The sequence below is a fragment of the Kitasatospora sp. NPDC053308 genome (genome assembly GCF_055585785.1).
Genome location: NZ_JBVJJY010000004.1, coordinates 479153 through 493675, shown reverse-complemented (window position 1 = coordinate 493675; position 14523 = coordinate 479153). Strand labels below are relative to the sequence as shown.

Below are 14523 nucleotides of genomic sequence, written 5' to 3'. Positions count from 1 at the left end.
CCGGTCCGCCTGCACGGGGAGGGCGGTCGCGAGCGAGTCCGGACCAGGCGTCACACCCGATCTCCGGAATCCCTCGCTTCAGCTTCATGCCGTGCGCCCGTCGGCGAGCCCTTGGCAGCGGTCGTCTACGCGGAATCGGGCCTGATCCGGCGGACGTTCTCCCGGCCGCACGTCGCGCAGACGATCCACTCGCACAGCCAGCCGTCCCAACGGAAGGGCAGGCTCGCCCGGTTGCAGTCCTCCCAGCCGCAGAAGACGCAGTCCGCCTCCTCGCCGGTCACGTACCGGAACGCGTGCAGGATCGGGCGGCCGCCGAGATCGGGACGCCCCAGGAACCCGCAGCCGGGGCACGTCCGCCACTCGTGGGTGCCTCCGTACGCCCCGGCGCGGGTGACCTCCCGCACCAGGTCCCGCCCGCACTGCGGGCAGGTCGTGGGCAGCGCGTCACCCGTGCCGTCGATCCCGGTCGGATCCTTGACCCCCACGTTGCTCCCCCTGCCCCTCGGTCCACCCTCGGCCCGACACACCTGCGCCGCCAGCCTATTCCGCGGGCGCCGCGGGATCAGCGCCGCCAGCGGTAGAGGGCGTCCCATTCCTCGGTGATCCAGGTGCCGTCACCGACCGGCATCACGTTGTCGACCTCGGCCATCGGGTACTCGACGCGGCCGTGCAGGGCCCCGGTGGCCGCGTCGACGAGCCAGTGGCTGTGCTCCTGCCAGCGGTCCCTCCCGAACACGGACACCGCGGCCTCGTCGTACGGGTTGTAGAGCGTCACGATGGCGGTGTCGTTGTCCACGAACCCGCTCATGGTGGAGATCTGCGGGTCGTCGTGCACCGAGCAGTCGCCGGTGCCGGGAGCCGGGAAGTCGGTCAGGCCGAGCGAGGCGATGACCTCGTACGTCGGGAGGCTGTGCCAGCGGACGTCCCGCCGCCTGCGGTCGACGGTCATGCAGCGCGAGTTCCGCGAGTCCGTGGCCAGGTACTCGCGCTCGCCGGGGAGCAGGCCGCCCGGGCCCTGCGGCAGACGCGCGCCCAGGACGATGCCGCCGGGCTCCCACCGCGCGGCGTAGTGCGTGGCCGCCATCCGGTCCCCGGACACGGCCACTCCGGTGACCTCGTCGTTCCCGTCCCAGAGCAGCCTGACGAACCGCTCGTAGCCACCGCACGGGAGCACGCTCCGCGCGAGCACCGTGCCCTCGGCGTCCAGGGTGACGATCAGGGTGCTGTCCGGCAGCCCGGAGGGGAGTCGCAACCAGATCCGGAGCTCGGCCCCGTCGGCCCCGTCGGCGCCGGGGCCGGGACGGGACGCGCCGCCGGTCACCGAGAAGTCGAGGTAGCCCCAGCGGCCCACGTCCCAGGTGCCGTACGGCTGCGTCCACAACCCGGTACCGTCCGGGGCGACCGCGACGTACGCCGACTCGGCGCCGAAGACGGCGAACGAGAGGTCGGGAGCCACCCAGTGCCGCGACCACCGGTTGGGCGACGGGGCCGGGAACTCGGTCAGCAGCTCGGCCTGTTCCCCCAGCTCGTAGATGCGCAGCGACTCCGTGCCGCGCACCTCCAGCCGGGGGAGGGGCCCGGTGGGGTCGAGGTACGTCAGGGCGCCGCTCCGGTCCGGGATCGGGTACGTGGCCACCAGCCGGGGTGTGATCGTCATGCCCGCATCCTCTCGTGCGGGGCCGACAGCGTGCTGTGCTGCCCGCGTGCCCGGCTCGGCTGCTGCCCGACGCCGCCGACGCCAGGGGCGAGCGGGCCTCGGCAGGGTTCCGGAGTCCCGTGCGCCGGATATCCTGCGGCGGAGTGTCCCGCGCTGTGCGGCACACCTGAGTGCCGAGGGGGTGGCCCGGTGGACCGGGCGGGGCTGAAGTCGTTGGTCGGTGCGGACCCGCGGGGTGTGCGCGCGCTGCGGCGTCGGCTGCGGCACCGGCTGAATCCGGTACTGCGGGAGTCCGAGGTGCGGGAGTTCGAGGACCGCTACGGCATCGAACTCCCTCCGGCATACCGGGAGTTCCTCCTCACGATGGGGGACGGTGGAACGGGGATCGGTCAACTGCTCTGGCCCTGGTACCCGCCGGACGAGCACGAGCTCTTTCCCGGCTTCCTGGCGACTCCGTTCCCGCACCGCAGGGCCTTGCGCCTGGACGCGCCATCCGAGGAGACGGAGCACCTGGTCACTGGAACGATCAGGGTCGGGTCCCAGGGGCACGACCCCGTCGAGTGTGTCTTCCGGCTGGTGGTGACCGGGTCGCAGGCCGGATACGTGTGGGAGGACCGGCTGGAGTGGGACGGGACGCTCACGCCCGGGCCGAACTTCACGGTGTGGTCGCGGCTCCGCCTGCTGGACATGGCCGGGCCCTGACCCGGCGCCGCGAGGTCCGCCGGGACGGGCCCCGGCGCTCCGCCGGCGAAGGGGCGTCAGCCGATCCCGGCCGACCCCGGCTGATCCGCTCGGGGGTGGACGGTGCAGCGCTCGACACCCGCACGGCCCGTACGCGGGGCGCGTCGGGCGCACCCGCCGGGCCGTCGTGCCGCTACCGGAGGGTGGGGGACGCGGCGGTGCCGGTAGAAAGGGGGGATGCGGCGAGATGAGGAGCAGGGGCGGCCGGACCGGCGGACGGTGCTGGCGGACGCGGCGATCGGGGTGCTGGCGGACCTCGGGGTGCGCGGGCTGACCCACCGGGCGGTGGACGCGGCCGCCGGGTTGCCGACCGGGACCACCTCGGCCTATCTGCGGACCCGCCAGGCGCTGCTGACCGCGCTGGTGCGGCGGCTGGTGGAGCTGGACCAGGGGGAGCTGCAGGACATGGGGGAACGGGTGCCCGTCCGCTCGGTGGAGGAACTGGTGGCCGGGATCCTGGCGTTGATGCGGCACCGGCTGACCGGCGAGGGGCGCCGGCGCTCGCTCGCCCGGTACGCGTGCGCGGTGGAGAGCGTACGGGATCCCGAGCTGCGGGAGATCCTCGTCCCGCGGGAGAACGCGGGGCGCGCCGCCGTCCGGGCCTTCCTCGCCGAGCGCGGCGTACCGGATCCCGACGGGCGGACCGGCACGCTGCTGGCCTGCATCGACGGTCTGGTCTTCGACCGGCTGGTGGGCGGCGGAGAGCCCGGGGCCGACGAGATCCACGGGCTGGTGGCGGCCGCCCTGCGCGGGGCGGACGGGGGCTGAGCGGTCCCGGGCCGGTGGTCAGGGGTCGGTGGTGAGGGGTCGGTGGGTCACTCGACGGTGGCCACGCGCCCGCCGGTGGTGGTGCGTCGTCCTTCGCCTGCTCCACCTCGGCGGCGTAGCGCTGTCGGGGGAACGGCCGAAGTGACGGCCCAGCAGGTCAAGTGACCGTCAAGTTGGTTCATTCACAGAATATTCGGCCGAATCCCCGAAGGCGGCACGGATGATTTCCGCCGCCTCCGGGTCTTCACACGGAGATCTCCGGCTGACAGTCTGGGGCAGCCCTTTTCAGTACGGAGGAGGTTCCTTGTCCCGCATATCCACGTTGGCCGGAGCGGTCACCTGTGCGCTTGCCCTTGTCACCGGTAGTGCCGTAGCCGCGTCGGCGGCGCCGATCGACCAGGCCCCGAGCCTGGCCGAGGCGAAGGTCGACCCCGTCGCCTGGACCCCGTGCAACCCCGACCCGAGCAAGCCGGACCCGGGCATCTACGACTGCGCCGTCTACCCCGTGCCGCTGGACTACGACAACCCGTCGGGCGAGAAGATCGGCATCGCCATGATGCGGCGGCGGGCGAGCGACCCGTCGAAGCGGATCGGCTCGCTGTTCCTCAACCCCGGTGGCCCGGGCGGCAGTGGCTACCTGTGGGCGACGACCAGCCGTTTCGGCCCCGAGGTGCAGTCCAAGTTCGACCTGGTCGGCTTCGACCCCCGCGGCGTGGCCCGGAGCAACCCGCTCAAGTGCTTCAAGACCCAGGAAGAGGCCGACGCGGTCAACAACCGCATGGTCGGCGTGCCGGTCACCAAGGCCGAGGTCGACGAGACGCTGGACGCGGACCAGGACTACACCGACGCCTGCAGCAAGAACGCCGGCCCGCTGATCGAGCACATGTCGACCATCAACGTGGTGCGCGACCTGGACCGGATGCGCCGCGCCGTCGGTGACGCCCAGCTCACCTTCGCCGGCTTCTCCTACGGCACCCTGATCGGTTCGACGTACGCCAACATGTACCCGAACAAGGTCCGGGCGATCATCGTCGACGGCAACGTCGACCCGAACCTGCGCCTGCACAACGGCCTGGAGTACGACCGCCAGCGCGCGGGCGGCTTCGAGCTGGCCCTGGACGAGTTCCTGAAGCGCTGCCAGGCCGCCGGCGCCCCGCGCTGCGCCTTCGGCGAGGGCGACACCCGCGCCAAGTTCGACACGCTCCGCGACCACCTGCGGACCAGCCCGATCACGCTGCCGAACGGCTCCAAGGTGACGCTGAGCAGCTTCACCAGCGAGGTCGCCAGCGCGCTGTACTCGCAGGCCAAGCTGGCCCCGCTGGCCAAGTCGCTGCAGGCCACGTACCAGGTGCTGCAGAAGCCGGCCGCCGCCAACCTGCTGGCCCCGAAGGCGAACGTCGCGGAGGAGGACGCCAACCTCCTCTCGGTGGACGTCCCGCGGGCGCTGCGGGAGGCCCCGGCGGACTCCGAGTACACCGCCGACGACTCCTACATGGGCGTCAACTGCCAGGACAAGCCGTACCCGTCGAACGACCGGGTGTTCGCGAACGTCGCCAAGACCTGGGAGCAGGAGTCGCCGACCTTCGGCCGCTACCAGGCCTTCGACGCGCCCGCCTGCGCCAGCTGGCCGGCCCCGGCCCGGGACGCCGAGCGCTTCACCGGCCCGTGGAACAAGAAGACCTCCAACACCGTGATGGTCATCGGCAACCTCTACGACCCGGCGACCCAGTACAAGTTCGCCCAGCGGATGCAGCAGGAGCTGGGCAACGCCGTGCTGGTCAGCGTCGACTCGATCGAGCACTGCGCCGTCGGCCGCAGCTCGGCGCTGAACGCGCTGGTCACCCGCTACCTGGTGGACGGCACCGCGCCGAAGCCGGGCCAGCTGCTGAAGCCGGACGCGGAGATCTTCCCGGCGGTCTGAGCGCCCTGAGTGGCCTGAGCGCTCCGGGCGGTCCGATCGTCCTGAACGGTCCGATCGCCCGGAGCGGTGCACGTGATCCGGACGGCCGGAGCGGTGCACGTGATCCGGACGGCCGGACCGTCCGGCCCCCGGGCGGTCGACGCCCGGGACGACGGTTGTGGTGGTCGGCGGTGCTGCCGGCCACCACAGCCGTGTTCTCCGGCCGATGCTCGCGAGCGCCCCGGAGATGCGGAAGAAGATCGCCATCAAACCTCCGTGGAAACGGATTCCGTCGAGTTGTCGGCGACCATAGCCGGTGCCACTGACAATGCGGTCCGATGGCGACGGCGGGCGGCGGTGGGCGAGGGCGGGCGAGGATTCCCTCAGGGGGCGGTGAATACGGCGTACGGTCACACGTTCTCCGGACACCCTTTCGCCGTGCCGAATGCCCGTGCCGAATGCCCGCGCCGAATGCCCGTGTCCATTGCCGGTGGGCATACCGGTGGGAATGCCGGAGCCGAATGCCGCGCCGAATCCCCGGGACGGTCGGACGGACCCTATGCGGCCCGTTCGGCGTCCTCCTCGACGATCCGTCCGTCCCGGAGTTCGATCACGCGGTCGGCGAGCCCCATCAGCGTCGGGTCGTGGGTGGCGACCAGCACCGTGACGCCCTCGCTGCGCACCACCGCGCGCAGCAGCTCCATGATCGAGCGGCCGGTCTCCGAGTCCAGCTGGCCGGTGGGCTCGTCGGCGATGATCAGGCCGGGTTCGTTGGCCAGCGCGCGGGCGATGGCGACGCGCTGCTGCTGGCCGCCGGACAGCTCGCCGGGGCGCTGGTTGGCGTGGTCGGCCAGGCCGACCAGGGCCAGCAGGGTGTGCGCGCGCTCCTCGCGCTCGGCGGGAGGCACCTTGCGCAGCCGCATCGGGACGCCGACGTTCTCGGCGGCGGTGAGCATCGGGATCAGTCCGAAGGACTGGAAGACGAAGCCGATCCGCTCCCGCCGCAGGGCGAGCCGACCGTCCTCGTTCAGACCGCCGAGGTCGATGCCGTCGAGGGAGATGGTGCCCCCGGTGGGGGCGTCCAGGCCGCCGACCAGGTTGAGCAGGGTGGTCTTTCCGGAGCCGGACCGGCCCTTGAGCGCGGCGAGTTCACCGCGGCCGACGGTGAAGGAGACGCCGCGCAGGGCGTGCACGGTCCGCTCGCCGGAGCCGAAGCTGCGCCGGAGATCGCTCACGGCCACCATCGGTTCCGTGGCGGAGGTGGCGGCGGTGGTCGTCACCGTGGCCGTGGTGGCGTTGGCGGCCTGGTCCTGCGTCATGCGGCGTCCCCCCTTGTGGGCGTGGCGACCCGGTCCTATCCGGGATCTACGGGTGCGGTCGCTCCGCCGGTTCACCGTCCCGGACGGAATCCGGAAGGGGCGGAGTGCCCGGCCGGCGCGGCGCCGTGAAGCCGGAGTTGTGAAGTGTGCATGGCATTTCAACGGCGCGGCGTCGGTCGGGATGCTACCGATGAAAGGAATTTGCTCATTGCTTACTTGATTCGCGCAAGTCCCTTCCGTTCCTGGATCGAATCTGACAGCATCGTCCGCTATCCGGTGACCGAATGCCGGTGATCCATGCGCCGGTGTGCTCTCGATGTGTCCATCCCTGGCCGATGTGTGCTCGGATCGGGTCGACGGGCGGGGTCGGTCGACGCTACCGGGGGAGCAATCCGGGGGAGGAACGTGATGCTCGGCTTCGTCGTGCGCCGACTGCGCGGGCGACTGCCGCTGGCCGGTGCCGTCCTGCTGACGGTCCTGATCACCACGGCGGTGCTCACCGCCCTGGTGACGTTCAACAGCAGCGTCGGCCAGGCCGGCCTGCGGCAGGCGCTCCAGGGCCCCGGCCACGCCCGGACCACGGTGGTGGTGACCGCCGAACACGGGCTGGACCAGCGGGCGAAGGACGAGGAGGCGCTCGCCGCCTACCGGCAGAAGCTCTTCGGTGACCTGCCCGTACGCACCGACAGCATGCTGCGCAGCCGCTCCTTCGGCCTCCCCGGCACCGCCGCGGCCGGTCCGAACGGCGCCGCCGAGGCGAGCGGTGCGTCGGGCGCGAACAGCGCATCGGGCGCGCCCCCGGGTCAGGCACCCGGTCAGTCCGGTCAGTCCGGTCAGAACGGTGCGGCCGGTGCGGCCAAGGTCGACCTGACGCTCCTCGCCGACGTCGACCGCGGCCGGACCCGACTGGTCGCCGGAGCCTGGCCGGGCGCCGCCTCCGAGCCGGTGCGCACCACCGCCCCCCAGGTCGCCGTCCCGCAGAGCATGCTGGGGCGGCTCGGCCTGAGCGAGCCGATGCTGCCGGCGGAGGTCCGGCTCACCGACCGCTTCGACGGCCGGCCGCTGACCGTCCGGGTCACCGGCGCCTACCGGGCCGTCGACCCCTTCGACCCGTACTGGCGGATCGATCCGGTCGGCGGCCACGAGGTCGAGGTCGGCGGCTTCACCACCTTCGGCCCGATGATGGTCGATCAGAGTGCTTTCACCGCGGGCGGTCTGCTGCAGGGGAGCCGGAGCTGGCTGCTCGACGCCGACTTCGCGGGCGTCGGCCAGGACGCGGCCCAGGCCATCGGCGCCCGTGTCCCGAGTCTGACCGATGACCTGCGGAAGTCGGCCTCGCTCAGCGCGACCACCGAACTGTCCGACGTGATGCGCGAGTTGTCCGCCGGCATGCTGGTCGCCCGGTCCACCCTGCTGATCGGCGCCCTGCAGCTGGCCGTCCTCGCCGCGGCCGCCCTGCTGCTGGTCGTCCGGCTGATCTCCTCCCGCCAGGAGTGGGAGAACGAGCTGCTCGCCGCCCGCGGCGCCTCCGGCACCCGGCTCGGCGCCTTCACCGCCCTGGAACTGGTGCTGCTCGCGGCCCCGGCGGCGGTGCTCGCCCCGCTGCTGACCCCCTTCCTGGTCCGGGTGCTCGCCGGACTGGGCCACTCCCACCAGGTCGCCCTGCACGCCGCCCTGAGCTGGACGCTCTGGCCGGTGGCCGGGCTCTGCGCACTCGCCTGCATCGTGCTGGCCACCGTGCCCAGCCTGCTGCGCGGCGCCGGCGCAGCCCTGCGCCGACGGGCCGGACGCCGCCAGGCCGTGGTCTCCGGCATCGCGCGCAACGGCGGCGACCTCGCCGTGCTCGCCCTGGCCGCCCTCGCCTACCAGCAGCTCAGCCGGTACGGCGGCGGGTTGTCCACGGACTCCTCGGGCGAGCTCGGCGTCGACCTGCTGCTGGTCGCCACCCCCACCCTGGCGCTCTGCGCGGGCACCCTGGTGGTGCTGCGCCTGCTGCCGCTCGCCGCCCGGCTGGGCGCCCGGGTGGCCGCCGGGGGCCGCGGCCTCGGCCCGGCGATGGTCGGCTGGCAGCTGGCCCGTCAGCCCGCCCGCGCCACCGGCCCGGTGCTGCTGCTGGTCATGGCGGTGGCCACCGGTGTGCTCGCCCTCGGCCAGCAGGCCACCTGGACCACCTCCCAGCGGGACCAGGCCGCCTTCGACACCCTCGGCGGCCTGCGCGTCTCCGGCGCGCACAGCTCGCTGATGGGCCAGGCCGGCCGGTTCGGCTCCCTGCCCGGCGGCGACCGGCTGGTGCCGGTGGTGCGCGACCAGCAGCAACTGCCCTCCGGCACCGGCCAGGTGGTCGCGGTGGACGCCGCGGCCCTCGCCGACCGCGTCCCGATCCGCGGGGACCTGCTCGACGGGCACACCCGGGACGAGCTGTTCCGGCCGCTCGCCCAGCCCGCCCGCGGCGGCGCCCCCGTCCCCGCCGGCGCCCAGGACGGCGTGCCGCTGCCGGGCCACCCGCTGCGGATCGACGCCGACGTCTACACCGCCGAGACGGGGTACCCGGCCGCCGACCGCACCCTGCGGGTGACCCTGCTCCTGCGCGACCGCTTCGGCATCGTCTACAAGGCCCCGTTCACCGGTGCCCCGGTCGACGAGACCGTTCGCGGCTCGGCCCCGCTGAGCACCCTGGTGGACGCCCCGATGGGTTCCGTCGCCGCGCCGCTGACCGTGATCGGGGCGACCGCCTCCGCCAAGGGCAAGGACGACCGGCCGGCCACCGTCCGCCGGCTGGCGGTCTCCGACAGCGCCGACGGACCCGCGACCGCCGTCCCGGTGCCGGCCGGTGTCAGCTGGTCGGGCGCCCCCACCGCCGGCACCCCCGTCGGCAGCACCCCGCCCGGGAGCGCCTCACCCGGCGGCACCCCGCCCGGAGCCGGCTCCGCGACCGTGCCGGGCGTCGCCACCCGGGACTACCTCAAGGCCACCGGCTCCGCCGTCGGCGACACCCTGCGGGTGCCCTTCGGCGGGACGGTCCTCCCCGTCAAGGTCACCGCCGCCGTCGAGGCCGTGCCGGTGGCGGGCCGCAGCGCCGTCGTGATCGACCTCGCCACCACCGCGCGCGTCCTGATCGCCCAGGGCCGGACGGTCTCCGGCAACGCCGAGTGGTGGCTCCCCGCCACCGGCCCGGGCGACCGGACCCCGGCCGAGGCCGCCGCCGCGTTGCGGGCCGGGCCCGGCGTGCAGGACGTCCGGCTCTACGACGAGACGGCCGAGAGCCTGCTCACCGACCCGGTCGGCGCCGCCCCGCAGAGCGCGCTGACGGCCGTCGCGGTCGTCACCGCCGTGCTCGCCGCGATCGGCTTCGGTGCCGCCGTGGCCGGCTCCGCCCGCCAGCGCTCCCAGGACTCCGCCCTGCTGCTCGCGCTGGGCGCGCCCCGCCGACTGGTCTCCCGCACCACCGCGGCCGAGCCGGCCCTGCTGGTCGCCCTCGGCGGAGCCGTCGGCCTCGGGCTCGGTGCCCTGCTCGTCCACCTGATCGTGCCCTTCGTGGTGCTGACCCCCACCGCCCACCACCCGCTGCCCGAGGCGCTGGTCGACCTGCCGGTGGGCCGGGCGCTGCTGCTCACGGCCGCGATCGCCGTCGTCCCGCTGCTGTCGGCCTTCCTCGTCGGACGCAGCGGCAGGAACGTGGCCACCCGGCTGCGCCTCGTGGAGGAGATGTGACCACCACAGCCGGCACCCCCGTGCCCACCGCCGACGCCGCGCAGCAGCCGGCGTACCGGCCCGCGCGCTGGGTCGGCACCCGACTGCGCGCCGACCCGGTGGCCGCCCTGCTGACGGCCGCCCTCGCGCTCGTCACCGTGTTCCTGGCGGCGGCCCTCCCCCGGGTCGCGGACCGGGGAGCGGACGCGGCCCTGCGGGACTACGTCGGGCACCAGGGTCTCAATCTGACCAGCCTGCAGAGCGCGGCCAAGGCGCGGCTGAGCGACACCGCCGCCGAGCTGGACGCCGTGCACGGGAAGATCACCGAGCGGGTCGGCCGGGAGCTGCCGCTGTCGCGGGCCGGCGAGGCCTACGGCGCCCGGGCCGAGTCCCAGGGCGCCATGCTCAACCAGGGCTACGCCCGGCTCTCCGACAACACCCCGCCGATGATCGGCCTGCTCTACCTGCACGGACTCCAGGACCGGGTGACCCTGACCGACGGCACCTGGCCGAGCGCCGCCCCCGCCACCCCGGGGGCCCCGTTGCCGATCGTGGTGGCGAAGGCGGCGGCCGAGACCATCGGCATCAAGCTCGGCGACACCGTCGAGAACGGCGACGGCGGAGCGGGCGCGACCCGCCGCAGCGTGGTCGTCGGCCTCTACCGCGTGAACGACCCGCGGGACCCGTTCTGGGACGACCTCGGTTGCCCGGCCCGCGCCTGCCTGTACTCCGCCAGGGGCGGATTCTGGTGGCAGACCAGCGGCTTCGTGGACGGCGGCAGCCTGACCGCCCTGAACCTCTGGGGCTCGGGCGCGGAGAACTTCTGGCGGCTGCCCGTCGACCCCGCCGGGCTGCACGCCGACCGGCTCGACCGGACCCGGGCCGCCCTGGCGTCGTTCCAGACCGGGCCCGGTGCCACGGCGCTGGTCGGCGCGACCGGCCGCCCGGACCTGCACACCTCCTCCAACCTGACCGACATCCTCAACCGGGCGGACGCCCGCTACCGGGCCGCGATGCCGCTGAGCGCGATCGGCCCGGCCGGGGTGGCCGGCGTGGCCGTGGTGGTGCTCTGCCTGGCCGCCGCACTGACCGTCGACCGGCGCACCGCCGAGCTCGAACTGCTCCGGGCCCGCGGCGGTTCGCGCGCCGGGGTGCTGCTGCGCCTGCTCGGGGAGGGCGCGGCGACCGTCCTGCCCGCCGCCGTGCTCGGGACGGCGCTCGCCGTGCTGCTGCTGCCCACTCCCCGGTGGGGCTACGCGCTCCTCGCGGCGCTGGCCGCCACCCTGCTCGCCTTGCTGGCCTTCCCGGCCCGGGCCGCCCTGCTGTGGTCGCGCCGGCGATCGCCGGGCGGCTGGCGCCGGGTGGTCGGCGAACTCGCCGTCCTGGCCGTCACCGTCGCGGCCGTGGCGGAGGTCCGCCGCCGCGGCGTCGGCCACGTCCTGACGACCGGGGCGGACCCGCTGCTGGTCGCCGCGCCGCTGCTGCTGGCCGTCACCGGCGGACTGCTGCTGGCCCGGATCGAGCCGGTGGTGGTCGGTTGGCTGGCCGCGTTGGCCGGCCGGGGCCGCGGACTGATCGGCTTCCTCGGCCTGGCCCGGGCCGCCCGCGACACCACGGGCCGGCGCCGGCCGTCCGCGCTGCCGCTGCTGGCGCTGCTGATCGCCGTCACCACGGCCGGTTTCGGCGCCACCGTGCTCGACACCGTGGACCACGTCCGGATGCGGGCCGCACGCCTGTCCACCGGCGGGGACGTCTCCGTCGCCATCCCGGACTACGGCACGCTGCCCGAGGCGTTCACCGACGCGGCCGGCACGCTCCCCGGCGTCCGCGCCGCCACCGGGGCCCGGGTGGAGTCGAAGGCCCTGTTCATCGGGGCGGACAAGGAGTACACCGAGGCGATCCTGGTGGTCGTCGAGCCGACGGCGTACGCGCAGATCGCCCGGACCGTCGGCGTCGGCGGGTTCGACCCGGCGGCGCTCGCCGCCGCCCCCGGTGGCCCGGACACCCCCGTCCCCGCCCTGTTCAGCCGCGACCTCGCCAAGCGACTGGCCGCCGGCGCACCGCAGGTCCGTACGCCCAGCGGGAACCAGCTGCGCCTCACCGTCGCTGGAACGGTCGCGGCGACCCCGGCGCTGCCGGACCCGGGCAAGCCGTTCGTGGTGGTGCCGGCCGGCCCGGCAGGGGAGCGCCTGCCCGAACTGAAGCGGACGAACAAGTGGTTCGCGGTCGGCGACGCCGACCCCGACCAGGTCAGGACGGTCCTCCGGGACGGTGGCGTGACCCAGCCGACGGGCCTGGCCAAGCTGGTCGCCGACGAGGCCGCGGCCGCCGGGAAGGCCACCCACGGGCTGCCCGCCGGGTACACCGTGCACAGCAGCCGGGAGACGGCCGCGGCCCTCGCCGACGACCCGCTGCAGCACGCCGCCGGACGGCTGTTCCGGTACGCGGCCGCCGCGGGAGCCGGATTCGCCCTGCTGGCCGTCCTGCTGACACTGCTGCGGGCCGCGCCCGAGCGCACCGCCGTCCTCGCCCGGCTGCGGACCATGGGCCTGCGACCCCGCCAGGGCCTGGCCCTGATCATCGCCGAGGCGCTGCCGCAGACCCTGGCGGCGATCGTCGGCGGCGGGCTGGTCGCCACGGCCGCGGTCGGACTGCTCGGACCGGCCTTCGACATCTCCTCGCTGGTCGGTGCCCGGGTCGGCGACGCGCTGACGCCGGCGCTGGTGCCGGTGCTGCTGCCCACGGTGGGCCTGGCGCTGCTGGTCGGGCTCTGCGTGGTGCTGGAGACGCTGATCGCCGGGCGGCGGCAGATCGCCACCGAACTGCGGGCGGGGGAGCGGTCGTGACGGCTCCCCCCGCGGCTGCAGCGCTTGCAGCGACCCCCGCGACCCCAGCGACCCCAGCGACCCCCGCGACCCCAGCGATCCCAGCGACCCCCGCGAGCCCAGCGATGCCGGTGAACCCGGCGCCCCCCGCGCAGACGACGCAGGCAGGACAGGCGGTACACGCCGTGCACGCAGTGCAGGCAGTCGAGACAGGAGACGAGCGGTGATCAACACCCCCCAGGGGCAGACGGTCGTCCAGGCCCCCAGCCTGCAGGAGCTCCGGGAGCGGGCGCTGGCCGCCTCGTCGCCCAAGGCGCACGGCGAGGACGCGGCCATCGTCTGCGACCGGCTGGTCCGGATCTTCAGTGCCGAGGGCGTGGAGGTCCAGGCGCTCCAGGGTCTGGAACTGACCATCCGGCAGGGTGATCTGGTCGCGCTGGTCGGCGCGTCCGGCAGCGGCAAGTCCACCCTGCTCACCATCCTCGCCGGGCTGGACGTGCCGACGGCCGGCACCGCCACCGTGGCCGGTTGCGACCTGCTGGAGATGTCCGCCAAGGAACGGCTGCGCTACCGGCGCGAGGTGGTCGGCTTCATCTGGCAGCAGACCGCCCGCAACCTGCTGCCCTTCCTCACCGCCGCCGAGAACATCGCGCTGCCCATGCAACTGCGCGGCCGCCGCTCCGGTGCCGGTCGGGCGAAGCAACAGGCTGCCCGGGTGGCCGAGTTGATGGAGGCGCTGGAGATCGGGCAGCTCGCCCACCGGCGTCCCGGCGAGCTCTCCGGCGGTCAGCAGCAACGGGTGGCGATCGCGGTGGCGATGGCCAACGACCCGCCGGTGCTGCTCGCCGACGAACCCACCGGCGAGCTGGACTCCGAGACCGCCGGGGTGATCTTCGAGTCCTTCCGCACCGTCAACCGCGAACTCGGCGCCACCGTCGTCATCGTCACCCACGACCCGATGGTCGCGGGCGAGGTGCGCCGCACGGTCGCCATCCGGGACGGCCGGACCAGCAGCGAGGTGCTGCGCCGCACCGTCACCGACGAGCACGGCGAGGAGTCGGTCAACGAGCGCGAGTACGTGATGCTGGACCGCACCGGGCGGGTGCAGCTCCCGGTCAAGTTCCTGGAGGCGCTGGGCATGGAGCACCGGGTGGCGGTCGACCTCGCGGCCGACCACATCGAGGTCCGCCCGGACGACCTCGCGGGGCACTGACCCGGACCCGGACCGTGGTCCGGATCCGCTTCGGGCTGCGGGGCTTCGGGCGGCGGGGCTTCGGGCGGCGTGGCTTCGGGCGGCGGGGCGGCGGCGTCAGGTGTCGCCGCCCATCCGCTGGAACAGGCCGCTGCCCTCGGCGTCCGCGCGGAGGTCCGGCGGCGCCTCCCCCGCGGCGTGCTCGCCGCGGGAGGTGGCGGTGCAGAGGGCGAAGACGAGCAGGGCACTGGCCGCCACGGCGAGGATGCCCACTGCGGTCAGGACGCGTAGCCAGGTCAAGGTAGTGCCTCCTGGGGGACGGTGCGGGAAACGCTGCCGGGGATGTATCGGCAGGTCGGCCCGCACGGTCGAGTGCCCACGGACGGTTCTTCCCGCCGGGGGCCGCGCGAGAGGTCGCCCGCGGAGGCGCT

Annotated in this window: 10 protein-coding genes; 6 read left to right on the top strand and 4 right to left on the bottom strand. The window is 74.4% G+C overall.

Features of this window, described 5'->3' with window-relative positions:
• Positions 1-125: 125 nt before the first annotated feature.
• Together ACZ6Y7_RS12875 and ACZ6Y7_RS12870 are read right to left on the bottom strand one after the other, a co-directional pair.
• The gene (locus tag ACZ6Y7_RS12875; protein WP_465757927.1) at positions 126-485 is read right to left on the bottom strand and encodes a hypothetical protein; all 360 of its coding nucleotides are present in this window, start codon (positions 483-485) and stop codon (positions 126-128) included.
• 77 nt (positions 486-562) lie between these two features.
• Positions 563-1657, bottom strand: coding sequence for a hypothetical protein (locus ACZ6Y7_RS12870; RefSeq protein WP_465757926.1), 1095 nt, complete (start codon positions 1655-1657; stop codon positions 563-565).
• 237 nt (positions 1658-1894) lie between these two features.
• On the opposite strand from ACZ6Y7_RS12870, the gene ACZ6Y7_RS12865 reads away from it, so the two are divergent.
• The 3 genes from ACZ6Y7_RS12865 to ACZ6Y7_RS12855 all read left to right on the top strand — a co-directional run bounded on the left by ACZ6Y7_RS12865 (position 1895) and on the right by ACZ6Y7_RS12855 (position 5087).
• Entirely contained in the window at positions 1895-2359 is a 465-nt protein-coding gene (locus ACZ6Y7_RS12865; protein WP_465757925.1) for an SMI1/KNR4 family protein, read from the top strand.
• A gap of 216 nt (positions 2360-2575) precedes the next feature.
• Positions 2576-3166 carry a TetR/AcrR family transcriptional regulator gene (locus ACZ6Y7_RS12860; protein WP_465757924.1) on the top strand — a complete coding sequence of 197 codons (591 nt, stop codon included), beginning with the start codon at positions 2576-2578 and terminating at the stop codon, positions 3164-3166.
• Between the two features lie 304 nt (positions 3167-3470).
• On the top strand, positions 3471-5087 hold the full coding sequence (locus ACZ6Y7_RS12855) for an alpha/beta hydrolase (RefSeq protein ID WP_465757923.1): 1617 nt from the start codon (positions 3471-3473) through the stop codon (positions 5085-5087).
• A gap of 536 nt (positions 5088-5623) precedes the next feature.
• On the opposite strand, the gene ACZ6Y7_RS12850 is transcribed toward ACZ6Y7_RS12855, so the two are convergent.
• Positions 5624-6385 carry an ABC transporter ATP-binding protein gene (locus ACZ6Y7_RS12850; RefSeq protein WP_465757922.1) on the bottom strand — a complete coding sequence of 254 codons (762 nt, stop codon included), beginning with the start codon at positions 6383-6385 and terminating at the stop codon, positions 5624-5626.
• Between the two features lie 408 nt (positions 6386-6793).
• Here ACZ6Y7_RS12850 and ACZ6Y7_RS12845 point away from each other — a divergent pair, with 408 nt between their 5' ends.
• From ACZ6Y7_RS12845 to ACZ6Y7_RS12835, 3 genes are all read left to right on the top strand, one after another.
• On the top strand, positions 6794-10096 hold the full coding sequence (locus ACZ6Y7_RS12845) for an FtsX-like permease family protein (protein WP_465757921.1): 3303 nt from the start codon (positions 6794-6796) through the stop codon (positions 10094-10096).
• The gene (locus ACZ6Y7_RS12840) at positions 10093-12921 is read left to right on the top strand and encodes a hypothetical protein (RefSeq protein WP_465757920.1); all 2829 of its coding nucleotides are present in this window, start codon (positions 10093-10095) and stop codon (positions 12919-12921) included. The genes ACZ6Y7_RS12845 and ACZ6Y7_RS12840 overlap by 4 nt, the downstream gene beginning before the upstream one ends.
• Before the next feature lie 202 nt (positions 12922-13123).
• Positions 13124-14113 carry an ABC transporter ATP-binding protein gene (locus tag ACZ6Y7_RS12835; RefSeq protein WP_465757919.1) on the top strand — a complete coding sequence of 330 codons (990 nt, stop codon included), beginning with the start codon at positions 13124-13126 and terminating at the stop codon, positions 14111-14113.
• A 96-nt stretch (positions 14114-14209) separates the two neighbouring features.
• Here ACZ6Y7_RS12835 and ACZ6Y7_RS12830 read toward each other — a convergent pair whose 3' ends face one another.
• Positions 14210-14392, bottom strand: a complete 183-nt coding sequence (locus tag ACZ6Y7_RS12830; protein WP_465757918.1) for a hypothetical protein — start codon at positions 14390-14392, stop codon at positions 14210-14212.
• Positions 14393-14523 lie beyond the last annotated feature (131 nt).